22 protein-coding genes and 1 pseudogene are annotated in these 25,983 nt (G+C 69.3%); 11 read left to right on the top strand and 12 right to left on the bottom strand.

What is annotated here, in order from left to right; all coding sequences use genetic code 11:
* Positions 1–78 precede the first annotated feature (78 nt).
* On the bottom strand, positions 79–426 hold the full coding sequence (locus tag CACI_RS13465; protein WP_012786910.1) for a MerR family transcriptional regulator: 348 nt from the start codon (positions 424–426) through the stop codon (positions 79–81).
* 814 nt (positions 427–1,240) lie between these two features.
* On the opposite strand from CACI_RS13465, the gene CACI_RS13460 reads away from it, so the two are divergent.
* Positions 1,241–1,444 (top strand): cold-shock protein, encoded by a 204-nt coding sequence (locus CACI_RS13460; protein ID WP_012786909.1) that lies wholly within the window; start codon positions 1,241–1,243, stop codon positions 1,442–1,444.
* Positions 1,445–1,670: 226 nt separating this feature from the next.
* Positions 1,671–3,179: a DEAD/DEAH box helicase gene (locus CACI_RS13455; RefSeq protein ID WP_012786908.1), complete on the top strand. Its 1,509-nt coding sequence runs from the start codon at positions 1,671–1,673 to the stop codon at positions 3,177–3,179.
* 218 nt (positions 3,180–3,397) lie between these two features.
* Here CACI_RS13455 and CACI_RS13450 read toward each other — a convergent pair whose 3' ends face one another.
* On the bottom strand, positions 3,398–3,991 hold the full coding sequence (locus CACI_RS13450) for a TetR/AcrR family transcriptional regulator (protein ID WP_012786907.1): 594 nt from the start codon (positions 3,989–3,991) through the stop codon (positions 3,398–3,400).
* 178 nt (positions 3,992–4,169) lie between these two features.
* On the opposite strand from CACI_RS13450, the gene CACI_RS13445 reads away from it, so the two are divergent.
* Complete coding sequence (locus CACI_RS13445) at positions 4,170–5,576, top strand: DHA2 family efflux MFS transporter permease subunit (protein WP_012786906.1); 1,407 nt, start codon at positions 4,170–4,172, stop codon at positions 5,574–5,576.
* Between the two features lie 65 nt (positions 5,577–5,641).
* Here CACI_RS13445 and CACI_RS13440 read toward each other — a convergent pair whose 3' ends face one another.
* Both CACI_RS13440 and CACI_RS13435 read right to left on the bottom strand, forming a co-directional pair.
* Positions 5,642–9,295, bottom strand: a complete 3,654-nt coding sequence (locus tag CACI_RS13440; RefSeq protein WP_049871568.1) for a choice-of-anchor D domain-containing protein — start codon at positions 9,293–9,295, stop codon at positions 5,642–5,644.
* Positions 9,296–9,422: 127 nt separating this feature from the next.
* Positions 9,423–10,721: a glycosyltransferase gene (locus CACI_RS13435; protein ID WP_012786904.1), complete on the bottom strand. Its 1,299-nt coding sequence runs from the start codon at positions 10,719–10,721 to the stop codon at positions 9,423–9,425.
* A gap of 416 nt (positions 10,722–11,137) precedes the next feature.
* Here CACI_RS13435 and CACI_RS13430 point away from each other — a divergent pair, with 416 nt between their 5' ends.
* From CACI_RS13430 to CACI_RS13420, 3 genes are all read left to right on the top strand, one after another.
* On the top strand, positions 11,138–11,512 hold the full coding sequence (locus CACI_RS13430; protein ID WP_012786903.1) for a DUF2255 family protein: 375 nt from the start codon (positions 11,138–11,140) through the stop codon (positions 11,510–11,512).
* A 105-nt stretch (positions 11,513–11,617) separates the two neighbouring features.
* Positions 11,618–11,977, top strand: a complete 360-nt coding sequence (locus CACI_RS13425; protein ID WP_012786902.1) for a hypothetical protein — start codon at positions 11,618–11,620, stop codon at positions 11,975–11,977.
* Positions 11,978–12,288: 311 nt separating this feature from the next.
* The gene (locus CACI_RS13420; RefSeq protein ID WP_012786901.1) at positions 12,289–12,867 is read left to right on the top strand and encodes an NADPH-dependent FMN reductase; all 579 of its coding nucleotides are present in this window, start codon (positions 12,289–12,291) and stop codon (positions 12,865–12,867) included.
* 86 nt (positions 12,868–12,953) lie between these two features.
* Here the strand turns inward: CACI_RS13420 and CACI_RS13415 are convergent, their stop codons facing one another.
* The 3 genes from CACI_RS13415 to CACI_RS13405 all read right to left on the bottom strand — a co-directional run bounded on the left by CACI_RS13415 (position 12,954) and on the right by CACI_RS13405 (position 16,063).
* Positions 12,954–13,892, bottom strand: coding sequence for a LysR family transcriptional regulator (locus CACI_RS13415; RefSeq protein ID WP_012786900.1), 939 nt, complete (start codon positions 13,890–13,892; stop codon positions 12,954–12,956).
* A 264-nt stretch (positions 13,893–14,156) separates the two neighbouring features.
* Positions 14,157–14,987 (bottom strand): alpha/beta fold hydrolase, encoded by an 831-nt coding sequence (locus CACI_RS13410; RefSeq protein ID WP_012786899.1) that lies wholly within the window; start codon positions 14,985–14,987, stop codon positions 14,157–14,159.
* A gap of 44 nt (positions 14,988–15,031) precedes the next feature.
* Positions 15,032–16,063 (bottom strand): DUF4331 family protein, encoded by a 1,032-nt coding sequence (locus CACI_RS13405; RefSeq protein ID WP_012786898.1) that lies wholly within the window; start codon positions 16,061–16,063, stop codon positions 15,032–15,034.
* Between the two features lie 245 nt (positions 16,064–16,308).
* Here CACI_RS13405 and CACI_RS13400 point away from each other — a divergent pair, with 245 nt between their 5' ends.
* Positions 16,309–17,025 carry a hypothetical protein gene (locus CACI_RS13400; protein WP_012786897.1) on the top strand — a complete coding sequence of 239 codons (717 nt, stop codon included), beginning with the start codon at positions 16,309–16,311 and terminating at the stop codon, positions 17,023–17,025.
* Positions 17,026–17,095: 70 nt separating this feature from the next.
* Here CACI_RS13400 and CACI_RS13395 read toward each other — a convergent pair whose 3' ends face one another.
* Both CACI_RS13395 and CACI_RS13390 read right to left on the bottom strand, forming a co-directional pair.
* Positions 17,096–17,524, bottom strand: coding sequence for an SRPBCC family protein (locus CACI_RS13395; protein WP_012786896.1), 429 nt, complete (start codon positions 17,522–17,524; stop codon positions 17,096–17,098).
* Positions 17,525–17,539: 15 nt separating this feature from the next.
* On the bottom strand, positions 17,540–18,814 hold the full coding sequence (locus tag CACI_RS13390) for an SAM-dependent methyltransferase (protein ID WP_012786895.1): 1,275 nt from the start codon (positions 18,812–18,814) through the stop codon (positions 17,540–17,542).
* Positions 18,815–18,978: 164 nt separating this feature from the next.
* Here CACI_RS13390 and CACI_RS13385 point away from each other — a divergent pair, with 164 nt between their 5' ends.
* Positions 18,979–19,275, top strand: coding sequence for a CsbD family protein (locus CACI_RS13385; RefSeq protein ID WP_012786894.1), 297 nt, complete (start codon positions 18,979–18,981; stop codon positions 19,273–19,275).
* A gap of 212 nt (positions 19,276–19,487) precedes the next feature.
* A pseudogene (locus CACI_RS53850) lies at positions 19,488–19,778 on the top strand (gas vesicle protein K); the annotation flags it as partial.
* 10 nt (positions 19,779–19,788) lie between these two features.
* Here the strand turns inward: CACI_RS53850 and CACI_RS49745 are convergent.
* From CACI_RS49745 to CACI_RS13370, 3 genes are all read right to left on the bottom strand, one after another.
* A complete protein-coding gene (locus CACI_RS49745) occupies positions 19,789–20,028 on the bottom strand; it encodes a hypothetical protein (protein ID WP_012786893.1) in 240 nt (79 codons plus the stop codon).
* A gap of 127 nt (positions 20,029–20,155) precedes the next feature.
* A complete protein-coding gene (locus CACI_RS13375; RefSeq protein ID WP_012786892.1) occupies positions 20,156–21,178 on the bottom strand; it encodes a hydroxyacid dehydrogenase in 1,023 nt (340 codons plus the stop codon).
* Positions 21,178–22,314: a substrate-binding domain-containing protein gene (locus tag CACI_RS13370; protein WP_012786891.1), complete on the bottom strand. Its 1,137-nt coding sequence runs from the start codon at positions 22,312–22,314 to the stop codon at positions 21,178–21,180. The genes CACI_RS13375 and CACI_RS13370 overlap by 1 nt, the downstream gene beginning before the upstream one ends.
* Before the next feature lie 161 nt (positions 22,315–22,475).
* On the opposite strand from CACI_RS13370, the gene CACI_RS13365 reads away from it, so the two are divergent.
* The gene (locus tag CACI_RS13365) at positions 22,476–24,512 is read left to right on the top strand and encodes a DUF2264 domain-containing protein (RefSeq protein WP_012786890.1); all 2,037 of its coding nucleotides are present in this window, start codon (positions 22,476–22,478) and stop codon (positions 24,510–24,512) included.
* Positions 24,512–25,888: an ABC transporter substrate-binding protein gene (locus CACI_RS13360; RefSeq protein ID WP_012786889.1), complete on the top strand. Its 1,377-nt coding sequence runs from the start codon at positions 24,512–24,514 to the stop codon at positions 25,886–25,888. The genes CACI_RS13365 and CACI_RS13360 overlap by 1 nt, the downstream gene beginning before the upstream one ends.
* Positions 25,889–25,983 lie beyond the last annotated feature (95 nt).

The following is a 25,983-nucleotide window of genomic DNA, read 5'->3' as shown; positions in this document are numbered from 1 at the left end:
CGAACCGCGCCCGATGCGCTGCGCTGAGATCCACCCCTCGCCCCAGAATGCGCCGACACGGCCCCTCTCGGTCCGAGCTCAGGCCTGCGCGTTCGGCTTCGCCTCGCCCGACCCGGCTTGCAACTCCGCGTTGAGGCGTTGGGCTTCTTCGAGCTGGTCTTCCAGGACGATGATGCGGCAGGCGGCGTCGACGGGGGTTCCGGCATCGACGAGTTCGCGGGCGCGGGCGGCGATGCGCAGTTGGTAGCGGGAGTAGCGGCGGTGGCCGCCGTCGGAGCGCAGCGGCACGATCAGTTTCGCCTCGCCCAAGGCCCGCAGGAACGCGGGGGTGGCGCCGATCATCTCGGCGGCCCGGCCCATCGTGTAGGCCGGATAGTCGTCATCGTCCAGCCTGTCGGCCGGGGTGGAGCGGGTACTACCTGTCATCGCACCTCTTCTGTCTGCTGCGCGGCAGGACACGAGGAGGGGCCCGGTGCCGTACGGCACCGGGCCCTGGGGGGGTTCAACACCATCTACCTACCGGCGAAACACACCGGCCTACTGTTTCCGCGGGCCGCCTGAACACGGCGGGAGCGCGGGGATCTCGGACTGCTGACCGGGGACCACCTTCCAATCCGGGGCCTGAACTGCCCACCCGGACACACCATGCCGTCCGGGCGATCCTGATGGTGTTCGCTCCTGTTCTCTTCTCGACCTACCTGACCGGATACTGCGTCTTGCACTTGCGGGTCTTGCCTACTGCACTTGCGGTACTGCTCGGCAGCCCCGGGCCCTGTCCTGCGGCCCGGCCGTCGGCCCCGGCGCCCACCAGCACTGCCGGCCCCGGAACCCCATTGCCGTCCTGCACTTGCCTCGCGCCAGTTCGTGTCTGCCGCGCATCTTCGCTGCTGTGGTTACGACAGGAACACTACCCACACTGAGGCACCATGTCTACTCCAGCGGCTACAGATTTTCATCTATCGGAGTAAGAGGTGCGCTCGAGCAGGGCGAACGCCCTGCGAGAGCGGTGGCGGTCGCGGTCGGCTCGTGATCGAAATCCCGCCACGCTGGAGCCCGCGGCTGCTACAGTGTTACTTGTTGCAGTTGTGGTTCCCATGTACTTGTGTGCGCCTGCCGGTTGTAGCCGACAGGCGCATCTTTAGTTTTCCCGGTGCTGGTTCCGGGCTGGTGGTCATCGCGGCGGCGTGAAACGCGCGTAGCGCGGGTTTCGGTACGGCCCCCCACCAAGGAAGACGCATATATGACTGTTGGCACCGTGAAGTGGTTCAAAGCGGAAAAGGGTTTCGGTTTCATCGAGCAGGACGACGGCGGACCTGACGTGTTCGCCCACTTCTCGAACATCAGCGCCGAAGGCTTCCGCGAGCTGCTCGAGGGCCAGAGGGTCGAGTTCGAGATCGCGCAGAGCCCCAAGGGCCCGCATGCCGAGAACATCCGCCCGATCTGATTTTCCCGCGGGGGACGCGGCGGAGCTTGCCTAAGCTGCGTCCGCGCCACGCGCCCGGCAACGTCTCCGGGTCCCGCCGAACTGTTCTTCTCGTAGTACCAGTGCGGTCCGAACGGTTCCACCGTCCACGCCCCACGTTTTTCAGGCTCGTTCGTGATGGTCTGCCCGCGGTTTCACCGCGGCCCGGCTCCTTCCTCGAAACGCGCCTCTCGAGGAAGGTCATCCCATGATCCGTTCCAATCACTCCGCTTCCCAGCGCGGTTCCGACTCGCGCTCGGGCTCCGGTTCCGCCTCCGGCGGCTACCGCTCCTCGGGCGGCGGCCGTCGTTCCGGCGGCCAGTCGAGCCGCCGGGGTCCCGCCGTGCAGGGCGAGTTCGCCCTTCCCGTCAGCTCCACGCCGGCGCTGCCCGCCGTCACGGCGTTCAGCGAGCTCGACTTGCCCGGTGCCCTGCTGCAGACGCTGGCGCGCGAGGGCCTGACCGAGCCGTTCCCGATCCAGGCCTCGACGCTGCCGAACTCGCTGGCCGGCCGCGACGTCCTGGGCCGCGGCCGCACCGGTTCGGGCAAGACCATCGCCTTCGGCTTGGCGCTGCTGGCCCGCACCGCCGGACGCCGGGCCGAGCCCCGGGAGCCGCTGGCCCTGGTCCTGGTCCCGACCCGCGAGCTGGCGCAGCAGGTCACCGACGCGCTCACGCCCTACGCCCACGCCGTCCGGCTCCGGCTGGCCACGGTCGTCGGCGGGATATCGATCGGCCGTCAGGCCCACGCGCTGCGCAGCGGTGCGGAGATCGTCGTGGCCACGCCCGGACGCCTCAAGGACCTGATCGAGCGCGGCGACTGCCGCCTGGACCAGGTCGCGATCACCGTCCTGGACGAGGCCGACCAGATGGCCGACATGGGCTTCCTGCCCCAGGTCACCGAACTCCTGGACCAGGTCGCACCGGGCGGGCAGACCATGCTGTTCTCGGCCACCCTGGACCGCAACGTCGACCGCCTGGTCCGCCGCTTCCTCACCGACCCGGTGACCCACTCCGTCGACCCCTCGGCCGCGTCGGTCACCACCATGGAGCACCACCTGCTGCACATCGAGGGCAGCGACAAGAACGCCGCGGTGGCCCACATCGCCTCCCGCGAGGGCGGCGTGATCATGTTCACCGACACCCGGCACGGCGCCGACCGCCTGGTCCGCGACCTGCTGGCCAACGGGGTGCGGGCCGCGGCGCTGCACGGCGGCAAGTCCCAGCCGCAGCGCACCCGCACCCTGGAGCAGTTCCGCGGCGGCCAGGTCACCGCCCTGATCGCCACCAACGTCGCGGCCCGCGGCATCCACATCGAGGGCCTGGACCTGGTCGTCAACGTCGACCCGCCGGCCGACCACAAGGACTACCTGCACCGCGGCGGCCGCACCGCGCGCGCCGGGGAGTCCGGCACCGTGGTCACCCTGGTCCTGCCCAACCAACGCCGCGACATGACCCGCATGATGGCGGCCGCCGGCATCACTCCGAACTCCGCCCGGGTCCGCCCCGGCGACGCCGAACTCGCCGCCATCACCGGAGCCCGCGTCCCCACCGGCATCGCCGTCACGATCCCCAACCCCGTGGTCGAACGCCCGCGCTACACTGGCTCCACCGGCGCGGGCCGCAGCCGCCGAAGCCGCCCCCCGCACACAGGCCGCACGCAGGCCAACACCGCGTCCCGCACCCAGGCGCCCCGGCGCGCCCGAGCCGGCGCCTGACAGCACATCAGGGCTCGACGGTGATCGCTGGTCACCGACGACAGCCCTACCCGTACCACGCGGCGTGTATGGGCCTTGGCTTGCAAGGCCCATACACGCCGTGAGTGCCCGGCGTCCGGGCAGCCGCGGGCCGGTTCGAGGTCGTCCGGCACCGTCATCAGCGCAGATTGATAGCCAGGAGTCCTAGCCAGGAGTCCTGGCTACCAGCCGTGGACCGGCTACCGTCGCGTGTCGAGGGCGGCGCGCACCGCGGCGAGGATCTCGTCGGACAGCGGGTCCCCCGCGATCCCCCGCGCCAGCGTGAGGGCGCCCACCATGGTCGCGAGGTCGACGATGGCCTGGCGGCGGGCTTCGCCATCGTCCTGGTCCGCCGCGGGTTCGATTCTGGCGAGTCCGTCAAGGGTCTGCTTCACCCCGGCGGTGTATGACTGACGCAGCGGGCTGTCGGCCGATGCGCGGGCGGCGTCGGCGGCGAGGGCGGTGTTGGCGCATCCGGTGCCGAGCGAGTCGCGGTGCTCGGGCGTGAGGTATGCGTCGAGGTATCTCGTCCGGGCTTGCGTCCGGTCCGCGGATTCCTCGCCGATCCGCGCCAGCAGGCCGCTGATCCCCTCGAACGCCTCCGTGACGGCGATACCCGTCAGCTCCTGCTTCGAGGCGAACTGCTTGTAGAAGCCTCCGTGCGTCAACCCCGCGGCCGACATCACATCCTGGACGCTGGTCTCGGCGCTGCCCCGTTCCCTCAGCAGACGGGCGGCGGCGGCCACCACGTGCTCGCGGTGCTTCGCGGCGTCGGCTCGTGAGGCTCGGCCCATGAGGGTCCTTCCTTCCCGGCACGTGGATCACACCGAGCATCCACAAAGATGCGGCCGTCTCACGCCCCGAAGTTAGATTATCACTGTCATCTAACCCGGCGGAACCGGAGGGTCCGAATGAAGGCCTGCCTGAGCAATTCCGTGCGCATCCGTGCCGGCGAGGGGGGAGGCGCTCGCGATGAGTGAGGCCGCCGCGAGCGCGGGTCCCCGGCCCCGTGTCGCCGCGACGCTGGTCCTGGCCTCGATCGGCGCCTTCGTCACGTCGCTGGACGTCGTGGTCGTCGCGACCGCGCTGCCGTCGCTGAAGGCTCATCTGGGTGCGAGCCTGTCCGATCTCGAGTGGACGATCAACGCCTACAACCTCGCGTTCGCCTCGCTGATGCTCACCGGAGCCGCGCTCGGGGACCGTTTCGGACGCCGAAGGATGTACGTCGTCGGCCTGGCGGTGTTCACCGGCTCGTCCGTCGCGTGCGCGACCGCGGGCAGCGTGGGGGTGCTGATCGCGGCGCGGGCGGTGCAAGGCGCTGGCGCGGCCGTCGTGCTGCCGCTGTCGCTCACGTTGATCAGCGAGGCGTTCCCGCTGGAGAAACGGGGCGCCGCGATCGGGATCTGGGGCGGTGTCACCGGTCTGGGCGTCTCCGTCGCTCCGCTGGTGGGCGGTGCAGTCATCCAGGGCATCGACTGGCAGTGGATCTTCTGGATCAATGTGCCGGTCGGCGTGGTCGCTGCGGCGGCCTCCGCGGTCCTGTTGAAGGAGAGCCGGGGTCCGCGCCCGCGGTTGGACCTGGTCGGCCTGCCGCTGATCGCGGTCGGGCTGCTCGCTCTGGTCTGGGCGCCGGTCCGGGCGCCGTCGGTCGGATGGGGCAGCGGCGAGGTGATCAGCGCACTGATCGTCGGCGCGGTCCTGATCGCCGCGTTCGTGGTCTGGCAGAGCCGGGCGCCGTTGCCGATGATGCCGCTGGAGTACTTCCGCGACCGCGCGTTCTCCTCGGCGGGCGCGGTGGCCGTCCTGTTCTCCTTCGCGCTGATCGGAGCGGTGTTCTGGATCGCGCAGATGCTCCAGGTCGGCATGGGCTACTCCCCCTTCGCCTCGGGGATCCGCATGCTGGTGTTCACCATGATGCCGATGGTCTTCGCCCCCTTGGGCGGCATCGGCGCCGACAAGGCCGGCAACCGCCCGTTCATGGTCGGCGGCCTGCTGATGATGGGAGCCGGGTTCCTCTGGCTGGGGCTGACGGTCAAGGCCGGCGTGGGCTACACCTCGCTCGTGGCTCCGTTCGTCGTGGCGGGCATCGGCATCTCCTTCGTCTTCCCGACGCTGGGCAACGCCGCGATCGGCGCGGTGCCGCCCGCCGACTCGGGAGTGGCAGCCGGCGCCAGCAACACGATGCGGGAGATCGGCGGGCTGTTCGGGGTGGCGATCCTCGCCGCCGTCTTCACGGCCAACGGCAGCTACGCCTCGCCGGCGGCGTTCATGCACGGGAGCAGATACGCGATCGTGGTCGCCGGTGTGGTGGCCCTCGCCGCGGTGATCCCGGCGCTGCTCGGCCCGTCCAGAAGCGAGGCGATCGCCGCTGCCGAGTAGACGGCGAAGCGCCGAAGCGACCCGGGCTATGCTCGGGTCGCTTCGCGGTTATCTACTCAGAACGCTTAGAAGTACTGGAGCGACACATCGCGCACGAGGTGCGCGTCGCCGCCTTGCCCGGTACCCGCCGTGAACGACGGCAGCGCGGTGGCAGGCAGTGCGACAGTGCCCTGCAGCACGAGCGTTCCGTCGATGGCGATGCTGAGCAAGCCGCCGAAGTACATCACCCACACTGTGTGGGTCCCCAGCAGACTCGGCAGATTCGCGGTGCTGTAGAGCAGCGTCGGTGCGGTGCCCGATGCCGGGTTGGTTCCGATCGCGACGCTCGAAGCCGCCTTGCCGCCGGTGTAGGTGTTCAGGATCAGATACACCCCCGGCAGGCCGCTCGCACCCAGTCCGTCACCGCGCTCCCCCACCGCGCCGGGGGTCACCAATGCGGCGTCGAAGAGGCTGAACGTCAAGCCGCGGCCCGCCGCTGCGCCGTCGATGACCGACGTGAACTGGAGCTCCATGGCGTGGATCCCGAGCGGGGTCGGAGAGGTCACGGTGCCGGGCTGGTCGTGGCCAGCGCGGGTCAGGAGGGTGTCCGGACCGCTCAGCGCGCTAGTGCCGTTGTAGGACCAGCCGCCGCCGGGCGCCGGGAGGTTCGCGCCGCCCGATGAGATCACGGCCGCGCTGACCATGTGATCGTCGGTGAGCGCGCCTGTGGCTGCGGTGAACGCGGGCAGCACCTGGGCCGGCAGGGCGACCGCGGGTGAGAGCACCACCTTGCCGTCCACCGACACGGCGAGCCGGCCGCCGGTCGCCTGCACGGTCACGGCGTGCGTGCCTTTGCGCAAGGCGGGGACATGGGTCGAGGTCGCGAGATAGGTGAGCGAGCCGTCGCGGTTCCCGGTCGCGATCCCGACGAAGTTGTCCGACGGCGCGCCCTTTTCCCGGTGGGTGCCCAGCACGACCGCGACCCCCTTCAAGCCTGAGAAGCCCATACCGCCGTCGGCGGTGCCCAGTGAAGTGGGCTTCGACTTCGCCGCGTCGAGCAGGCTGAACGTCAGCCCGTCGCCCCCGCTGCCGCCGTTCAGCCGCGCGGTGAAGTCGGCCTTCAGACCCGCGCTGGGCACCGGCGTGCCGTAGACCGCAGAGCCTGCGCTGTGCGTGTTGTGCGGCGTGGTGAGCTCCAGGTTCGTCCCCGCCATGCGGGCCGAGCCGTTGACCGTCCAGTCGCCGCCCGGCGGAGGCACGGGGATCGCGGGCGTCGGCGTACCGGTGCCCGTCACGGTCACGTCCATCTCGCCCTGGCCGGTGTCGGTGCTGATCGCATACGTGCCGGTGAAGTTCGCCAGCTGATACGGGGTGAACAACATCGAGACCGTGTAACTCTCGCCCGGGGCGAGTTGTTGACCCTCGGGGATCGGGTTGAGCACCGTGAACGGTGCGGTCGGCGGCGCCGCCTTGGTGACGGTCAGCGTCAGGTTGCCGGTGTTGGTGACGGTGAACGATTGCGGAGCCGAGGTCTGGCTGACGTCCACCTTCCCCAGGGACAGGGTCGTCGGGCTGATCGTGACCTGATCGTCGGCGATCTGCGCGACGCCGGTCAGCGGGATCGTGACCGCACCCTGATCGCTGGTCAGCACGACCGAGGAGCGGTCGTCGCCGACGGCGGTCGGCGCGTAGGCCACGGTGAAGGTGTCGGCGGCGCCCGGCGCGAGCGTGTCGCCGGCCTTGGGCAGTCCGTTCGCGGTGAACGGCACGGCCGGTGCGGTCAGGGAGGTGAACGTCTCGGTGGTGGTGCCGGTGTTCTCCACGCTCAGTGCCAGCGTCTCGCCGCTGCCGACCGCCCTGTCCCCGTAATCCAGCGACGGTGGCGTGGCGGCCAGGCCTGGTTGCGTGCCGGTGGCGTCCAGTCCGACGTAGATCGTGCCCTGATCGGTCGTCAGCTGGATCTGCCCGGTGACCGCGCCCCAGGTGGTGGGCGAGAACGTAGAGGGAACGGTCAGGGTCTGGCCGGCGGTCAGCGTGACCGGCAGCGCGGGCGGCGCGACGCCGAAGGGGGCAGGGGCGGTGATCGCCGAGACTGTGACGGTCCTGGTCGCGGTCAAAGTGGCCGTCGCGGAGCCGGTGGAACCCACGGCCGTGGAACCGAAGTGCACCGGCCCGCTTTCCAAGGCCTGGTTGATCGGAGCGCCGAAGGCGAGCAGGTTGCCGTCGCGCGTGCCGACGTAGACGCGCCCGCCGTTGGTCGCCGGCACGGTGAACTTGGAGACGGTGCCCAGCGGCCACGCGCGCAGCAGCGTGAGCACCCGCTGGGACGGCACGGCGTTGTAGACCATGAGCTGCCCGCCGCCGCCGTCGGCTCCCGAGGACTGGACGACCCACACCAGAGCCGACCCCGAGGAAGTGCCGTCGGAGGTCACCACCGGCGAGCCGGACGAGTAGCCGAACGTCGCGGCGCTCGTGCCGGCCAGGTGCAGCGCGGGGGTGCCGCTGCTCGTCTGTCCGTAACCCAGTGCTGTGAGATAGCCCTGCGATTCGGTGAGGTAGACGTAGCCGCCGTCCCCGCCCCACACCGCCGGGTGGCCCCACACCCCGGTCAGCGCTGTCTCGCCGAGCACCTGATCGCCGCCGCCGCTGCCCTGGCCGCGACCGCCGAGGGCGTCGCGGTTGAGGAGGTAGAGCTCGCCCGCCTTGCCGATCTCGACCATCAGGTGCGGATCGGCGCTGGTCCCGAACTCGGCGTCGGGCAGCGCCACCGGACCGCCGGAGGCAAGGTCCTGATCGTTCGCGTCGAGCGTTCCGGCGTCGGTCGGGGCGAAGAAGTCGGTGGCCGAGATCGTGCCGTCGGCGGCCACCCCGAGATGCGCCACCGACTCCGAGAGCGTGGCCGGCGGCGAGGTGCCGGGACCGGCCGGCGGGGTGACGCCGTTGCCGGTGGCGATGAACATGCCGTCGCCGCCGTCGGAGACGATCCCGCCGCCGGCCTGCCAGATCCCCGCGCCCGAGGCGTTCGGACCGGCCTCGGCGGTCCACATGTGCAGCGCCCGGGTGGCCGTGTTCACCCCGGCCACGTAGCCCCGGAACGGCAGGACGTCGCACAGGCTCCCGAAAGCCATGTACACCGAGCCGTTCTGCAACAGCAGTCCCGTGCGCTGGAGCTGGTCCTCGGCGTCGAAGGTGTTCGTCGGGTCGTTCGACGGCGCGCCCTGGACGCTCATCGGCCACCCCGGGACCACCGCACCGGTGCCGGCGTTCAGGGCGAAGAGGTAGTAGTGCGGGACAGTCGCGTTCGCGCCGTCGTCGACCTTCGCCGTCACATAGAGGTCGCCGGAGGCCGGGTCGTAGACCGGTGTCGAGGTGACCCCGATGTCGGGGGTCAGGTCACCGCAGCCGACCGTCGAGGCCGGCCAGGACGGGCCGAGGTAGGTCGACCACTTGATCGCGCCGGTCTCGCTGTCGAGGCCGTAGACGTGATTCTCCTCGGTCGCCACGACCACGGTCGAGCCGACCACCAGCGGCTGCGCGTAGATCTGGCCGGTGAGCGCGGTGGAGAACAGCTGCCCGAAGTCGCTGCCGTTCACGGCTCCCGGTGAGAGGTGCGGCTCGCTGCGGTCCCAGCCGGTGCGGCCCGGATCGTTGGACACCGTGACCACGTCGGCGTGCGCGTGCGCGGGGAAGGGCCCTGTCAGGCCGGACACACCGATCGCGACGGCGGTCAGCCACGTCATCAGGCGCGATCTGGGTCGGCGGTGCCTTTTCGGCCGAACCGCCCGGGCGACTTTCATCACTGTCTCCAGTCAGAAGCCCCCGTGATGGATGTGCACTGATGGTCGAGCTGAGGAGCGCCGATCGGGACTATCGGGGAATGACGGCGCGAGCCGGGTCGGTGATCACCTTGATCGCCGCCGCGACGCCGTCCTCCTGCCGGAGCCGGTCGCCGATCTCGGCGGCGTGGCCGCGTACGTGGCCGTCGCCGAGCAGCACCATCGCCTCGGTGAGCGTGTCCAGGTCCATCTCGGTGAGCATGCGCCCGCCGCCGGCGTGCAGCCGGGCGATCTGGGCGCCCCAGTACGGCTGGTCGAAGAACATGGAGAAGACGAAGGAGGGGCGTCCCGCGGTCAGCCCGGCGGCCACGGTGCCCGCCCCGCCGTGGTGCACGACTGCCGCGCAGCGCGGGAAGAGCCAGTCGTGGTCGACCTCGTTCACCACCGCGACGTGGTCGGGCAGCCCGGCGGCGGCCTCGGTCATGTCCGTCCACCCCGCGCCGATCAGGATGCGTACACCGGCACGCTCCGCGGCCGCGGCGGCCATCCGCAGCACCGGCGCCGGGTCCATGATGGGCATGCTGCCGAACCCGAGGTAGATCGGCGGGGTGCCGGCGTCGAGCCACTCCACCAGCTCGGCGGGGGGCACCGCCTCGCCGAGCCGCTCGCGCGCCGCCGCCGGGAGCCGCCAGTACCCGGTGAACACGTTGCCCTGACCCCAGTCCTGCGGGGTCGGGACCACGACCGGGCTGTACGCGTGGAGCACCGTGTAGCCGAGGTCGGGGGCGGTCTGCAGCAGCGGACGGTCCACCGGCGCCAGGCCGAGCGACGCGCGCAGTTCGGCGACCGCCTCGCGCCTGCCGCGCCAGAAGATCTCCTCGAACTCCTGGTAGGTGCGCAGGTTGTCCTCGCCGGAGAGCAGCTCCGGGTCGGGCCGGCCGACGCGCATGTAGGCCGGCGGGAACTCCTTGGTGGGCAGCCACGGGGTCAGGTAGCCGATGATCATCGGCACCCCCTGCGCCGCGCACACGGCGGCCACGTAGTCGTCCATCGGGAACCCGGAGATCACGACGTCCGCGCCGTCGGCGACCTCCTTCGTCGCCGCGACGAGGCTCGGCAGAGCCGAGACGATCCACGCGTTGGCGCTGTCCAGCAGCGCCTGCGCGGTCCCGGCCATGAGCGCTTCCTGGCCGACGGGCGAACTGAGCCACTTCCTGATGTCCAGCTCGGCGACGGGTACGAACCTGACCCCGACCGCGTCGACGATCGGTGCCGCGTCGGCGTTGGCCGCGATGACCACCTCATGCCCCGCCGCGGTCAGCCCGTGGGCCAACGCGGCATAGGGCTGGATGTCCCCACGACTGCCGAAGAGCACAATGCCAACCTTCATCTGCCTCTCCAGTCCGAAGCTCACATAGTGGTTGAACTTGGTGCTCAAGCTAACGAGCGCGGGGCGGGCGCTACTTCTGCAATCGTGCGCATTTTCCCGGCCGGCAGGGCCTGCGCACCGGCGGCGACGTCGCGGTGCGGGGCTGGTCGTCAGCGCTGCGCGGCGGCGCGCGACCGCGCCAGGAAGGTGTTTTCGCCCGAGGAAGACAGTTGGTTGACAAGGTCGTCGAATTCTTCAATATCACCATGCCGGGCGGCAGTAGATCATAAAGCCATCCGGTTTCCGGGCCTGCCGGAGCGGGTTTCTTCAGACGTGCTCATTTGGGTCGGGCGCGGTGACTTTCGGTACCGGAGCGGGTTGGCTGCTAAATACAGCACGTTTCAAACGAAGCGTGCACGGGGCTACGGGAGGGATACATGCCTATGGCGGCCTGGAACGAGGAAGAACTCGCGCGCATTGATGCCGCGGACGAGGTGACGCTGGAGTCGGAGCGCCTTGACGGCAGCCTGCGCGTCCCGGTCCCGATGTGGGCCGTCAGCGCCGGCGGCCGCGCCTACGTCCGCGCGATCAACGGCCGGATCAGCCCGTGGTTCCGCGGTGTCCAGTCCCGCAACCAGGGCCGGGTCACCGCCACCGGGTTCGGCACGGACGTCGCGTTCCACGACGCGGAGCCCGCCGAGCAAGCCTTGGTCGACGACGCGTACCGCGCGAAGTACGGACACCACGACCACCTGGGGATGGTGCTGACCGAGCAGGCCCGCCAGGCCACGCTCCGGCTCACCCCCCGATGATCTCTCGATCGGCATTCCGTATCTGTCTGGAGAATTCGGCGATGCCATCTGCAAGCCACCGGTTGAGTTCGACCGGACGTCATTAAACGAAAGCAGGGAATTGCTATGACCACAGCAGTGGAGATCCGCTCCATCGCGACGCTCAAGCAATACGAGCAGCAGTTGAGCGACCTCGGCTTGGTCGCGTTCGGCACCGGCGTCCCCGGGGTCCTGTTCCACTGGGCCGGCGAGGAGGAGGACGGCAAGCTCCACGTCGTGGAGGTCTGGGAGTCCCGGGAGAAGTTCGAGATCTTCCTGGGCACCGTCCTGGGCCCGGTCATCGCCCGCACCGGCGTGACCGAGCTGCCGGAGGTGACCTTCTACGAAGTGCACAACTACCTCACGCCGCCCGGATACCCGGCCTCGGTCTCAGCGCTGCCGAGCATCTGGACCAACCCCGTGCCGGTCCCCGACGACGACTTCTGAGCACCGCCTGATCACCCGGCCGCCACCGTCGCGACCGGCCGCCACCCCCGATCAGGGCCAAGCGCCAACGTCGCCGCCCACCCCTGCTGACTGACCCCGGCGGCTCACGCCGGGGAGCCCCGCCGGCCGGGACCCGTCCACCGGATCCCGGCCGGCGGACGTTTCGACGCGCGGCACCGCCGGGCCGCAGCCCGGTGAGGACGGGCAGTCCGCCGAGAACTACCGTTGACCGACGACCGCGCTTCGCGTGTGCAGAACCGCGAACACGGCCCGCAGCGACATTCCGCCCCGTCCAGGAGGAGAACGCAAGCATGGCCAAGGTGACCATCATCGTCGCGAGCACCCGTCCGAGCCGGATCGGGCACCTGATCGGCGACTGGGTCAAGCAGGAGACCGAGGCGTTCAAAGGCTTCGATGACGTCGAGCTGGTGGACCTGGCCGTGCTCAACCTGCCGTTCATGAACGAGCCGCACCACCCCCGCCTGAAGCGCTACGTCCACCAGCACACCCTGGACTGGAGCGCGACCGTCGCCGCGGCGGATGCCTTCCTCTTCGTCATGCCGGAGTACAACTACGGCTACAACGCCGAACTGAAGAACGCGATCGACTACCTGCACCAGGAGTGGCAGTACAAGCCGGTCGGACTCGTGAGCTACGGCGGCGTCGCCGGCGGCACCCGCGCCGCCCAGATGATCAAGCAAGTCGTCACCACCCTCAAGATGACGCCGATCTTCGAAGCCGTCCCGATCCCCTTCGTCCACCAATTCATCACCGAGCAGGGCACCTTCCAGCCCAACGACATCATGACCACCGCCCTCGCCGCGACGCTGGAAGAACTGCTGCGCGTGAGCGAGGCCCTGCGACCGTTGCGCCAGACCCCTTCTGAGTGAACCCGCCCGAACCAGGCGCCCGGCGTGAGCACTGCGGTCGACACCGCGGCGAGCATTTTTTTGCCCACGCATCATCGGGTCTTGTGTCATCGGGTCTTGCGTACCTGCGGGCCGATCGTCGGGGTGAGGCGGCGGGATTGCACGGCGATCTGGAGCAGGCGGCTTTCGGCGTCGGTCAGTGGCCGGTTGGTGGACCAGACGGCGCGGAGGCGGCGGTGGAGGTCCATTCCCTCGACCGGGATCTCTACCAGGCGGCCGACTTCGAGGTCGTTGCGTACGGTCATCATGCTCATCACGGCGGGACCTGCGCCGTCGGCGACGGCGGCGCGCATGGCGGCGTTGGCGTCCAGCACCATGAGGGGCTTGGCTGGGTCGGCCTCGGCGCGGGACAGGACGCGTTCCAGCGTTTCGCGGGTGCCTGAGCCATGCTCGCGGACCAGGAGGCGGGTGCGAGCGAGTTCAGCCAGGCCGACCGGGCCGCTCCGGCGCGCCCACGGGTGATCGGGACCGACCACGATGGCGAGCCGGTCGGTGCCGACCAGGCGCGAGGAGAGGCCTCGGGGCACGGTCGGCGCCTCGATGAACCCCAGGCCCACCTCGCGGGCCGCGGCCAGGGCGGCGACCTGCGTGGAATTGGTCATCCTGAGGCTGACCACCACGTCGGGCAGCTGCCGCTGGAGCGCTCCGATCCACCGGGGCACAAGGTGCTCCGCGAGCGTCATGCTGGAGGCCACCCGCAGATCGTTGCCGATATCGGTACGCAGGGCGGCCGCGCCGACCAGCAGCGCGTCGAAGCTCGCCACCACCTTCTCCGCCCATTGGCACACCGCCTTGCCCTCGGCGGTCAAAGCCGAGCCCCGGCTGTTCCGCTCGACCAGGCGCAAACCGAGGCGCCGCTCCAGCTGGTCCATGCGCTTGCTCGCCGCGGGCTGGCTGATCCCCAGCTTCTCGGCGGCCCGCCCGAGGCTGCCGAGCTCACCGACCATCGTCAGGAGCTGAAGGTGATTGAGCTCGGGAGATGTCATAGCCGAAAGATTATCACCGCCGAGCGAGCAATGGTATTCCCGGAAATCTCAATCCCGACCCGGGTGCACATTCAGAGAAGGTAGATAGCGAAGCCGCACGGAATGGACTTCGCGACCTTGTATTTCTGCGCACGGATATGCAGAATGTCAGTCGCACAAGCGAGTCGAAGGCTTCCGCAGCGAAACCGGAACCGGTCCCGCTGCGGAAGCCTGAGGGCGGCTGTCGCTGCCCGGCGTGGAGTGCCGGAGCTCTGTCGTGCCTTCTCAGCCCAGGAATCTGAGCAGTTCGGCGTTGACCTCCTCGGCGTAGGTCCAGCACAGGCCGTGGTCGGCGCCTTCGATGGCGACGTACTCGCTGTCCTTGATCAGTTCGTGGGTGCGGGCGCCGGTGGCGTCGATGGGCAGGATCCGGTCGGCGGTGCCGTGCAGCACCAGCACCGGGATGTCGATCTTGGGCAGGTCCGCGCGGAAGTCGGTGATCCAGGTGGCCACGCAGGCGATGGTGCCGGTCGGCGAGGCGGACACCGCGGTGTTCCAGGCGTCCTGCACGGCCTCGGGGCTGATGCGCTTGCCGAGGGTCTCGTCCAGGTTGAAGAAGCTCTTGTTCCACTCGGTGAAGTAGCCGAACCGGTCGGCGACTAGGGCTCCGGCGATTTCGTCGAACACCTCCTGCGGCACACCCTGCGGCGTCTCCGCAGTCTTGAGCAGGTACGGCGGCACACCGGAGACGATCACCGCCTTGCCGATCCGCGCCGAACCGTACGTCCCGAGGTAGCGCGCGATCTCGCCGCCGCCCATCGAATGCCCGGCCAGGTCGACGTCGGTGAGATCGAGCGCTGCCAGGAGCTTGTCCAGGTCGGCGGCGAACGTGTCGTAGTCGTAGCCGGTGGTCGGCTGGCTGGAACGGCCGAATCCGCGCCGGTCGTAGGTGATCACGCGGCGGCCGGCGGCGAGCAGCGCCCGCTCCTGGCGCTCCCACGCCCGCCCGGACAGCGGGAATCCGTGGATCAGCACCACGGGACGTCCCTGGCCGTGGTCCTCGTAAAAGATCTCGATGGGCGCGGAGTTCTCTTCGCCGACGGTGACGTAGGGCATGGCTTTGTTCTCCTTCACAGTGGTGCTTCGCTGAACCTGCGCGACTAGGCCTTGGCCTGGACGATGTAAGGGAATTGCGACGTGCGCAGGTCCGCCGCGACGGCCTGGGTCAGTCCGGCCGGTACGCCGCTGTTGGTGACCAGCGAGAGCATCGCTTCGGGCGCGTTGTCGGCCTGGGTGCGGCCGTTGCGGATGGCGAAGCCAAACTGCGCGGGGGTACCGACGGTGTAGGACAGCACGTCAGGCAGCAGTTGCCCGGCGACCTGGCGTCCGTAGGCTTCGGGGTCGGCCGAGGTGCCGGTGGCCGCGACGACCGCGGCGACCCGGTCGGCGAGGTACGAGCCGGCTTCGGCGACGTCCCGGGAGGGATGGCGGGCGTTGGCCGGGTCGGTGAACTCGGTGTCGGTCGGCCAGAAGATCGGCCACATCATCGGGTTCCCGGCACGGTTGATCTGCCGCCAGCCACCGGCGTCGGTGGCCAACTTGGTCGCCGCCCACACGCCGATACGTGCGCCGGGGCGCAGCACCGGATGGGTATGCGGGATCTCCAACACGATGGTTTCCACCGTGGTCCCGGCGAAGGTGTTCTTCGCCTCGCCCGGCTTCCAGGCGGACAGGTCGACCTTGCTGCCCTCGCCGACCGCCGCATTGATGATGAACAGCAGCGACAGGTCGATGTAGAAGGAGTCGCAGATCCGTCCAGCCCAGACCCGGACCCCGTCGTCCCCCGTGGCGGATTCCCCGGTGCGACCCTGGGCCACGAGCGCGCCGACGGCACCGTCCTCGCGCGCGTCGGCGCCGGAGAGAACTTCCAGCCGCAGGCTCTGACGGCCGTCCGCATCGGGCCCGCCGAACGCGAACCGGTAGGTGAGGCTTTCAAAATCCTCGCCGTCGACATGGACCTTGAACTCGTAACGCGCCTCGAGATGGAAGCCCGGCTCGGCGTAGACGCCCGTGATGTTCGAGTTGACGTCCATCATCAGGACGGTGGAGTCCTCACCCTGGAAGACGTACAGGTCGTCGAGGAACAGTTGACCGTTCTTGGCGGCCAGCGGGGTGTCGAGATGGTGGGACATGAAGGCTTCTCCGTTTCTGGCTGCCAGGCCACTGCGATCGCGGACACGTCGCATCCAGGACCAATCCTCGACCGCCTACGTTCCGGCCGGTACCAGCCGATTGGGAATGCGGCGATAACGCGCGGTTATGGCCGCCGGTGCGCGCGACAGCCTCAAAGCCGCGACAATAGGCAGTGCATCTATTAGTGGCGTGTTCACCAGATTTGCATGGATTCAGCACGCGCGCGACGCGGGAGGGAATGGCGATGCCTGAGGACGGCGCAGCTAGGGAGGTACGGGAGTTGCTCCCGCTGCCGGAGCAGCCGAAGCGGCCAGAGCGGCCGGAGCGGCCGGAGGACAGTGGAGAAATCCTTCGGCGGAATCTGAGAGAGCTGATCCGGCTCCTCGGGATCGAGGTTCCTCCCAAGTCGGAAACCCCTGGCTGGAGGCACATCGCTCGGAACGCGATACGAAAGGCCTTCACCAGCCGATCGGCTGGGCTGTCCGAGGACTTCTTCGAGCCGCTGATCAGCGCAGCCGTCTGCGAGCCGGACCCGAGTCATAACCGCTGGTTCGTCGAGCCGGCGATCAACGCGTTCGGGCGCCGTCGTGTCCAGGCGGCCTTGCTCACCTATCTCCAGACGGGCACCGACCGGGAGCGTGCCGGTTCGGTCCGCGCGTGGTACTGGACGGGCTACCCGCTTCGACAACAGCATCTTCGAGTCGGGACCTCAGTCGCGGAGATGGGGTTCGCGGCAGATGAGGCACGGGACGTCGTGACAGCCTGGCGTGAGGCTTCGCTGCGGGAGTTCGTGGCCAACGAGGATCTGGATGTCCGCTGTTGCATTCTGCCCGGGCTGCCTCTCAAGCCGGAGTCCTACCCGCCGGAGCTTCGAGCCCTGGTCGACACCGCAGTGGCGATTGCCCGGTCGCATCCCGACGAGTACATCCGCGAGCGCGTCGAGGTTCAGGTCCACCACTGACAGGCGGTCGACCGCCGATTCCGCACATCAGGACACTGATAGACAGTCGCGGGCGATCGCATTGATGCGATCACAACGCCTCGAGCGTCGTTGTCAGTGACGTTTCGACCTCGTCAGCGAGCTTTTCGAAGCTGCGGCGGACGAAGGGGGTCGCCAGTTTGAGGAGGCCGTTGAAGGTGATCTCGGCGTTGTAGGTGATGGTGGTTGTGGTGCCGTTGGTGGCGAAGTGGAGGTCGTCGGTGGTGGTGGCTTGTTTGTTGTGGCCGGTGAAGGTGAGGCGGGCTGGGTCCAGGCGTGCCAGGCGGTAGTCGAGTTCGGTGGTGCGGCCGTGGAAGTTTGAGACGTTCTTCCAGGTGGCGCCGACGCGGATCGGGCCGGTGTCGGTGCGCACGCAGTGGAGGGTGCCGGGGTCCCAGTGTTCGGTGTTGGTGAAGTCGGCGAGGTAGGCCACGACCGTGGGTTGGGGTCGGTCGACCTTGATCGTGCGCTGGACTTTCATCGCAGAGTTCTCCGTTCAGTCGGTGGCGAACACCATCTGGTGGACGTCGAGATAGCCCGCGGCGAAGCCCGCCTCGGAGTAGGCCAGGTACAGCTCCCAGGTGCGGCGGAAGGTCTCGTCGAAGCCGAGGGCGGCCACCGCTTCGCGCTGCTCGCTGAAGCGGTCGCGCCACAACCGCAGCGTGTGGGCGTAGTGCCTGCCGAACGAGAAGTCGTGGAGCATGTGCAGGCCGGCAGCCTGCGACTCGGAGTCGATGGCGGTCTGGGACGGGATGATGCCGCCGGGGAAGATGTACTTGGTGATCCAGGTCTGGCTGCCGGCCGCCGCGACCATGCGCTCGTGCGGCATGGTGATCGCCTGCAGTCCGATCCGGCCGCCGGGAGCGGTCAGACGGCGCAGGGCACGGAAATACGTGGGCCAGTGCTCGCGCCCGACCGCCTCGATCATCTCCACGCTGACCACCGCGTCGTAACGCTCCTGCACGGCGCGGTAGTCCATGAGCCGGACGTCGACCAGGTCGCCCAGACCCGCTGCGTCGGCACGCCGGCGGACAGCATCATGCTGATTCGACGACAGCGTGATCGTGGTCACCTGAGCACCGCGAGCCGCCGCGCGCAACGCCAGGCTCCCCCATCCACTCCCGATCTCCAACAACCGGGTACCCAGACCGACGCCACACAGGTCGAGCAGCCGGTCGATCTTGCGGCACTGGGCATCTGCGAGCGTGGCGAAGCCGCCGTCAGGTCTGCCGAGCGGGTTCTGATGGAACAACGCCGCGGAGTAGGTCATCGTTTCGTCGAGGAACAATTCGAACAGCTCGTCAGACAGGTCGTAGTGGTGCTCGATGTTGCGACGCGCGCCGCGCAGCGAGTTCGCCGCACCGCCGGGGCGGCGCAGGTCGAAAGCGCGGCGCAAGGATTGCAGCGGTGCCGGAACGAGCCGCGGCAACTCGGCGGCGAACACTGCGAGCAGTTCAGCCAGCTGGGTGCTGTCCCACTCCCGAGCCTGGTAGGACTCCCCGAACCCGATCAGCCGCGCGGTTCCCAGGCGGTGGAAGAAGCCGCGCGGGTCGTGCAGGACCATGACCGGGGAGCCGTCGCGCCCCGCACCCTCGACCCGGCCGTCGGGGTAACGGACTGTCAACGGCAACCGGGCCGTCGCCGAGCGGAACAACCGCTCGGCCAGTTTCGCCCGCAGCAGCCCACCACCAGGCTGGGCCGCCACGGCGAACGGGACGGACTGACGCGCCGCCGTGACGCCGACAGCTGGGTTGTCCAGGGATTGCTCCACGCGTGAGTCCTTTCGGCGACGGTCCTTAACCGGTATTCGTCGCTGCGGACCCCTCGGATTGGCGCCGCGCTGGGCATGTCCGAAAAGTCGCTTTGGTCGCGCATGGATCACGCGGACCTGGGCACCAGCGCCTTGGGGGCAGACAGGAGAAGGGAACGATTGCGATGAGCGTCGGAGACAAGGCCAAGGCCGCGGCGAAGAACGTCAAGGGCAACGTCAAGGAAGGTGTCGGGCGTGCCAGCGGGAACGAGCGGTTGACCGCCGAGGGCAAGGCCGACAAGGCCGCCGGGACGGCCCAGCACAAGGCCGCGAAGGCCAAGGAATCCGTCAAGCAGACGGGCAAGGGCGCGACCGGGAAGGTGAAGGAGACCACCGGCAAGACGGTCGGCAACGAAACGTTGACGCTCAAGGGGAAGGCGCAGCAGGCTGCCGCGAAGACGAAGAAGAAGGTCAACAAGTAACGCGGCGAGACCGTACGCAGGAAGCGGGTCCGGGTGAACGGTTCTCTCGGGCCCGCTTCCGGCACGCCGCCGGGATCACCGCAACCGGAATCACTGCCACCGGGATCGCTGCTGCCTGCTGCGGCTGCTGTGGTGCGCCGGGACGGCGGATCGCACGCACTGGTCTCTGCTCGATAAGCACGGAGAACACAGAAGGGGGACTCCGGTGACCACTGCTCCGCACGCGTTCGCCGACGAACCGCCCGGCGCCGCTCGCGGTCGACGCGGAGAGCGTCGGGCGCGACCTGACGTGTCTGGTCATCACCGTCGTGGAACTGATCCGGGAGCTGGTGGAGCGGCAGGCTCTGCGGCGGATCGACGAGGGAGACCTCACCGCCGAGCAGATCGAGGACATCGGCGTGACGCTGATGGCACTGGAGGAACGTATGACAGAGCTCCGCGACCACTTCGATCTCGTACCGGAGGACCTGAACATCGATCTCGGTCCGCTGGGATGGCTCCTCGAACCGGACTCTACGGCTCGACCTGCAACGGCTTGGTCCGGACCCGAACTCGGACCACGGAGTGGGCGACGAGATCGATGACGTCGGTGGTGTCGGCCTGTGCTCTGCCAACGGTGATCCGCGCGCGCCGACCGTTCCTGGCGGCCACGATGTCGACGTCGGCCAGAACGGGCCGCCAGGCACCGCGACACAGAATGTCCATACCGGCGGTGACTTGCTCCGCGCGTACAGATCCGTTTTCGAGGCTCATCCGCACTCCTGCTCGGAAGGATTCCGCTATCTATCCATACGTATCCGATGCAGCGGCGCGATCGGATTGGTGCGGAAGGTAGAGGGATTCCCCCTAGGGGTGCTGTGTCCGCACCCCAGACTTCCAGTCATGCGGTGCGTTCCAGGGCGGCTCGGTAGACCGGGTCGTTGAACGGTTCGCCCTTGGTCCAGCATTCCAACTCGTCCAGGGCGAAGTGGGCCATGCGCTGGAGTTCGTTGCCCATGGAGCCGGCGATGTGGGGCGTAAGCAGGACATTGGGGAGCGTGTACAGCGGTGATGAGGCGGGGAGGGTCTCCGGGGTCGTGACGTCCAGGACCGCGCTGAGTCGTCCGGAGAGCAGTTCCTCCTCCAAGGCGTGCTGGTCGATGAGGTCGCCGCGGGCGGTGTTGATCAGTGTCGCCCCGTCCGGCATGGCCGCGAGGAGGGCTCGGGTGATCATGCCCGCGGTCTGGGGAAGCAGCGGTGCGTGGATGCTGATGGTGTCGCAGGCTGCGAACAGCTCTGGCAGACCGGTGAGGCGCGCGCCGAGGCGATCGGCCTCGTCGGGGTGGAGGTAGGGATCGGTGAGCAGGATCTCCAAGTCGAAGCCGCGGAGCAGCGCTATCACGCGGCGTCCGATCCGGGACGCGCCGACGATGCCCACGCGGCGGCGGTAGTTGCCGGCGACGGCGAGCCGGGCGTGCCAGTCGGTGTCCTGGTCGCGGAGCCGGGCGTAGTCGTCTCTGGCGTTCAGCACCTGTTTGTTGGCGAACAGGATCGCGGCCACCGTGTACTCGGCGACCGGTACCGCGTTCGCCGATGCCGCCGAGGCGACCTGGATGCCGCGGCGCCAGCAGGCTTCGGTGACGATGTCTTTGACGGACCCCGCGGTGTGGACGACCGCGCGCAGCCGCGGAGCTGCCAGCAGGGCCGGCTCGTCGATCGGCGGGCAGCCCCAGCCGGTGATCAGGACCTCGGCGTCGGCGAGCGCCGACCGGGCGTCGGCGGAGTGGAGGTCCTCCAGGACCAGATCGGGGTCGACGTCCACGAGGTCCATCAGACGGCTGCGGTTCTGACCGGTGAACAGGGCCGCGGCCACCGTCGGCCGCATCGCCAGGGCAGCCGGACGGCGAGGGGGTTCCAGGGCCATCACACGCCCACCGGCGATGCCGCGTCCGGGTCCGCCGCACCGGCGGCGGTCTGCGTGCTCGTGGCTCCGCGGCGGGTGGAGTCGCGGACGACGAACCGCGGCTGCAGCACGGTCTGCCGCACCGGCAGCGGTCCGGTGGCCGCGATCTGCTCCAGCAGCGCGGACGCCGCGGAGCGCCCGACCTCGAACTTGGGCGGAGCCACGGCGGTGAGCGGCACTTCGGCGAAGGCGGCCACCTCGTCGTCGTAGGCGATCACCGCCAGGTCCTCGGGAATCCGCACGCCTTGCGCGCGCAGCCGTTGGGCCAGCAGGATCGCCTCCCGGTCGGAGTGGACCAGGGCCGCGGTGGCGTCCGAGTCGCGGCAGGCTTTGGCGAAGGCGTCCAGCTCGGCCTGCCGGTCGGCTCCGGCGGCCGGTGCGTGCACCGGCGCGTCGGTGTCCAGTCCCAGCAGCCGCACCCCCTCGGCGTAGCCGTCGGCGACCAGCCGGGCGGTGGGGGTGGCGTGGACGAACAGGGCCACACTCCGGTGGCCGAGCGCGGCCAGGTGTTCCACCGCCCGGTAGGCGCCCTGGCGGTGGTCGCTCAGGACGTAGTCGACGTCGTCGAACGTCTCGGCCGAACGGCGCTCGACCAGCACGAAGGGCAGGGCGCAGTCTTCCAGCAGTCCTCGGACCGGTGCGGGGATCACCGGGCCGGTGGCGGTCGTGACCATCAAGCCCCGGCACCCGGAGCGGATCAGGTCGCGGAGTTGCTCCAGATCGCGGTCGCCGTCGTAGTCGGTGACACCGAGGATGAGCCGGGCTCCGGCCCGGGAGACCACGGTCTGCGCGCCGCGGATGACCTCCGGGTAGTAGTAGGTGGTCGAGGGCACGAGCATCCCCAGCACCACGCCCTCGGTGGTGGCAGGGTCCTGCGATCGCGGGTCGGCGGAGGGCGGTCCGCCCGAGTGGAGCGGACCGGGCAGCACCGCTCCGCCGCGTACCCGTACCAGCTTCCCCTGCTCCTCCAGAACCTCCAGGTCTCGGCGCACGGTGCCGTCGGAAACGCCGAGTCCGGCGACCACGTCCGTCACCTTGATCGCCCCGTGGGTGCGTAGCTGGTCAAGCACATAGCTGTAGCGCTGGTGTGCGAGCACTTCTCCTCCAACTCACTTCTGTCCGGCTCCCGCTGCGCGTTCCCTGCTGATTCTGGAGCTTTCTGGATGAAGATAGCAGCTCAGTAAGGAATCTTGCTGGATCTGTTGACTCATTGAGGAAAGCTGAGCATTGTGATCGGCGTCACCACGGAAGGAAACTGATGACGACCGCCGGCACCCTAGCGGCGCACAGCCTGCCTGCGCCTGACCATGTCCTTTCCCCCTATACCGGCTGGACCAGAGCGCACTGGGAGCATCTGGCCGACCGGATGCTCGACGCGGTGCACCGTCACGCCACCCCTCGCCAGGCACTGATCCACCTGCCGGGACCGATGAGCGCCTCCGGGCACCACAGCGACGGACTGGAAGGCTACGCCCGGACGTTCCTCCTGGCGGCGTTCCGGATCGCGGGCGCGCGGGGCGCCGACAGTACCGGCGCCCTGTGCGAGCGCTACGCCGAAGGCCTGACCGCCGGGACCGACCCGGCCTCGCCCGAACGCTGGCCGCGCCTGTCGCAGTGCGGCCAGGCCAAAGTCGAGGCGGCGTCCATCGCCCTGGCGCTTCACGAGACCCGGCCCTGGATCTGGGACCGGCTGGACGCGCGGGTCCAGAGCAACGTGGTCGCCTGGCTCGCGGAGATGGTCGGCGCCCGGGTCCCGGACAACAACTGGGTCTGGTTCCAGGCGATCGTCGAGGCGTTCCTGCGCTCGGTCGGCGGACCGTGGCAGCCCGCTGACATCGAGCACACCAGAGATCGCACCGAAGCCTGGTACGCGGGTTCGGGCTGGTACAGCGACGGCGCCGACACCCCGGCTCCCTACCGCAACTTCGACCACTACAGCGGCTGGGCCATGCAGCTCTATCCGCTGTGGTACTGCCGCATGTCCGGAGAGCTCGCCGAGCCGGGGTTGGCCGACCGCTACCGTTTGCGGCTGCGCGCCTATCTCACGGACCTGCAGTACCTCGTGGGAGCCGACGGCGCACCGCTTCACCAAGGACGCTCACTGACTTACCGCTATGCCACAGCCGCGCCCTTCTGGTGCGGCCTGCTGTTCGACGCCGGAGCCCTCTCCCCCGGTCTGACCCGCCGCACCGCCAGCGGGATGCTGCGCCACTTCAGCGACCGCGACAGTCTGGACGAGAACGGACTGCTGCCGCTGGGGTGGTACGCCGCGCACCCGCCGATCCGGCAGAACTACTCCGGACCGGCCTCGCCGTACTGGGCCAGCAAGGCCTTCGCCGGTCTGCTGCTGCCCGCCGACCATCCAGCGTGGACCGCCGACGAAGAGCCGCTGCCGGTCGAGCGGGGCGACTTCGTGCGCACCCTGCACGCGCCGGGCTGGATCGCCTCGGGCACCCGCGCCGACGGCATCGTGCGCATCGCCAACCACGGCACGGACCACGCCGATCACGGCGATGTCAGTGGTCACGCCTACGACCCCTGCTACAGCCGATGGGCGTACTCGACCGCGGCCGGGCCCGAACTCGGCGGTCCCGGACCGGTCGCCGACAGCCACGGGATCACCCGTCCGGCCACGCCCGATCTGGACCTGCCCGGCGGCGGTCCCCTGGACTCCCACGTCGCCCTGCTGGACGCCGAAGGCCGACCCTCCCACCGCCGTCCCTTGCTGCGGTTGGCCGTGGAAGGCCCAGCCGCTTCCTCCCGCCACCGTGCCCGATGGCCGCAGGGCCCTGATACGGAGCGGCCGGAATCGGCAACCGCACCGTTGCTGACCACCGCATCTGTGCTGCGTGGCCCTTGGGAGGTACGAGTGGTGCGGGTCGACGATATTCCAGGCGGCGATCCAGGCACCCGGCTCCGCATCGGCGGCTGGGCTCTGGCCCACAGCCAGCCTCCCGCCACGGAATTGACGACCAGCCGCGCCGTCGCACTGACCTCCGACGGTCTGCGGGCCGAAGCGGCAGCCCTGTACGGGCCGCTCGTCGCAGGCATCCGCACCAGCAGCGGACGGACGTCCTACGGCGCCCACGCCGCCACCGTCTACCTGCACACCCTCCAGCCGGTACGACCCGGCGAACTGCACATCGCCGCGATCGCCCTGGGCCGGGCGCTGCCGCCGGTGCCCGCCGTCCGCGTCCTGGACGACGCGGAGGTGCAGATCCTGTGGCCGGACGGCCACAGCGACGTCCTGCGTCTGGATCGCCCACCAACACCCACCCATTCGGAAGGACTCTGATGAACGCCTCCCAGAGAACGCACAGATACACGAGGAAGCGCGAGTACACAAGGAAGTACAGATCCGCCTTCGTCGCCGTGGCCGCCGCCGTGGCCCTGCTCGCCGCCGCGTGCGGGAGCGGTTCGAGCAAGTCCGACGCGGGATCGTCGGGCTCCGTGAGCGGACAGACCATCACCTACTGGGCCAGCGATCAGGGCAGCTCCATAGCCGACGACGTGAAGGTCTTGACCCCCGAACTCAACGCGTTCACCGCGCAGACCGGGGTGAAGGTCAAACTCGAGGTGATCGGGTGGGCCGACCTGCTGAACCGGGTCCTCGCGGCGACCACCTCCGGTCAGGGCCCTGACGTCCTGAACATCGGCAACACCTGGTCCGCCTCGCTCCAGGCCTCCGGCGCCTTCCTGCCGATCACCCCCGCCATCATGTCCCAGATCGGCGACACCGGCCGATTCCTGCCCGGCGCCCTCGCCGCGACCGGCGCGGCCGGCAAGGACCCGGTCGGCGTGCCGATCTACTCCACGGCGTACGGGCTCTACTACAACAAGGCGGAGTTCGCCGCGGCCGGCATCACCAAACCGCCGGCCACGTGGGAGGACCTGGTCGCCGACGGCAAGCTGCTGACGACCGGCAGCCAGTGGGGTCTCACGCTGGAGGCGGCCAGCCCCACGGAGAACTCCCATCACGCGTTCGTGTTCGACGAGCAGCAGGGCGGGAACTGGTTCGACTCCTCGAACAACCCGAACTTCGTCACGCCGCAGAACACCGCCGCCATCGAGGACTTCGTCAACCTCATGGGCAGCGACAAGATCGTCAACCCGAGCGACGCGGCGAACTCGAACGGCACCGAGGCGCTCCAGGAGTTCGCCGCGGGCAAGGCCGCCATGCTGATGTGGCAGCCCGCGGGCGCGAACCTCCAGAAGTACGGCATGCAGCCCTCGGCGTACGGCGTCGTGCCGGTGCCGTTCCCGGCGACCACCCCGAGCGGCGGCCGGCATGTCGACTCCATCGTCGGCGGCATCAACCTCTCGGTGTTCGCCAACACCAAGCACAAGGCCGCGTCGCTGGCCTTCCTGAAGTTCATGACCAGCGCCTCGACCGAGACCGCGCTGAACAAGGCATACGGCTCGCTCCCGTCGGTCACCGACGCGTACACCGACCCGGCGTTCCAGACCGCCGACGACAAGGTGTTCCAGAGCGTGCTGGCCTCCTCGGCCGGTTCGATGCCGGAGATCGCGAAGGAGAGCGAGTTCCAGACGGTCATCGGCGCCGCGCTGAAGCACCTGTTCGCGGACGCGGCCGGCGGGAAGCAGATCACTGACTCGCTCGTCAACGCCGAGCTCACCACGGCACAGCAGACGATGCAGGCGAGCGGCTGAGTTCAGGACCCGACCGCCACGTCCCGACCGCGTAGTCCCGTCCGCGAGATCCCGTCCGCGACATCCCGTCCGTCCTGCGCCCGGTGCGCACCGCG

It is taken from the genome of Catenulispora acidiphila DSM 44928, from assembly GCF_000024025.1.
Lineage (GTDB): Bacteria > Actinomycetota > Actinomycetes > Streptomycetales > Catenulisporaceae > Catenulispora > Catenulispora acidiphila.
This window is presented reverse-complemented; position numbering and strand designations above follow the sequence as displayed.

Excerpts from the sequence above, each read along its gene's own strand:
- CACI_RS13415 (WP_012786900.1), bottom strand. The coding sequence starts at position 13,892 with ATGACATCTCCCGAGCTCAATCACCTTCAGCTCCTGACGATGGTCGGT.
- CACI_RS13435 (WP_012786904.1), bottom strand. The coding sequence starts at position 10,721 with ATGAAGGTTGGCATTGTGCTCTTCGGCAGTCGTGGGGACATCCAGCCC.
- CACI_RS13365 (WP_012786890.1), top strand. The coding sequence starts at position 22,476 with ATGACGACCGCCGGCACCCTAGCGGCGCACAGCCTGCCTGCGCCTGAC.
- CACI_RS49745 (WP_012786893.1), bottom strand. The coding sequence starts at position 20,028 with ATGAGCCTCGAAAACGGATCTGTACGCGCGGAGCAAGTCACCGCCGGT.
- CACI_RS13395 (WP_012786896.1), bottom strand. The coding sequence starts at position 17,524 with ATGAAAGTCCAGCGCACGATCAAGGTCGACCGACCCCAACCCACGGTC.
- CACI_RS13420 (WP_012786901.1), top strand. The coding sequence starts at position 12,289 with ATGGCCAAGGTGACCATCATCGTCGCGAGCACCCGTCCGAGCCGGATC.
- CACI_RS13410 (WP_012786899.1), bottom strand. The coding sequence starts at position 14,987 with ATGCCCTACGTCACCGTCGGCGAAGAGAACTCCGCGCCCATCGAGATC.
- CACI_RS13445 (WP_012786906.1), top strand. The coding sequence starts at position 4,170 with ATGAGTGAGGCCGCCGCGAGCGCGGGTCCCCGGCCCCGTGTCGCCGCG.
- CACI_RS13460 (WP_012786909.1), top strand. The coding sequence starts at position 1,241 with ATGACTGTTGGCACCGTGAAGTGGTTCAAAGCGGAAAAGGGTTTCGGT.
- CACI_RS13430 (WP_012786903.1), top strand. The coding sequence starts at position 11,138 with ATGCCTATGGCGGCCTGGAACGAGGAAGAACTCGCGCGCATTGATGCC.
- CACI_RS13440 (WP_049871568.1), bottom strand. The coding sequence starts at position 9,295 with ATGACGTGGCTGACCGCCGTCGCGATCGGTGTGTCCGGCCTGACAGGG.
- CACI_RS13405 (WP_012786898.1), bottom strand. The coding sequence starts at position 16,063 with ATGTCCCACCATCTCGACACCCCGCTGGCCGCCAAGAACGGTCAACTG.
- CACI_RS13360 (WP_012786889.1), top strand. The coding sequence starts at position 24,512 with ATGAACGCCTCCCAGAGAACGCACAGATACACGAGGAAGCGCGAGTAC.
- CACI_RS13375 (WP_012786892.1), bottom strand. The coding sequence starts at position 21,178 with ATGGCCCTGGAACCCCCTCGCCGTCCGGCTGCCCTGGCGATGCGGCCG.
- CACI_RS13385 (WP_012786894.1), top strand. The coding sequence starts at position 18,979 with ATGAGCGTCGGAGACAAGGCCAAGGCCGCGGCGAAGAACGTCAAGGGC.
- CACI_RS13465 (WP_012786910.1), bottom strand. The coding sequence starts at position 426 with ATGACAGGTAGTACCCGCTCCACCCCGGCCGACAGGCTGGACGATGAC.
- CACI_RS13400 (WP_012786897.1), top strand. The coding sequence starts at position 16,309 with ATGCCTGAGGACGGCGCAGCTAGGGAGGTACGGGAGTTGCTCCCGCTG.
- CACI_RS13450 (WP_012786907.1), bottom strand. The coding sequence starts at position 3,991 with ATGGGCCGAGCCTCACGAGCCGACGCCGCGAAGCACCGCGAGCACGTG.
- CACI_RS13425 (WP_012786902.1), top strand. The coding sequence starts at position 11,618 with ATGACCACAGCAGTGGAGATCCGCTCCATCGCGACGCTCAAGCAATAC.
- CACI_RS13455 (WP_012786908.1), top strand. The coding sequence starts at position 1,671 with ATGATCCGTTCCAATCACTCCGCTTCCCAGCGCGGTTCCGACTCGCGC.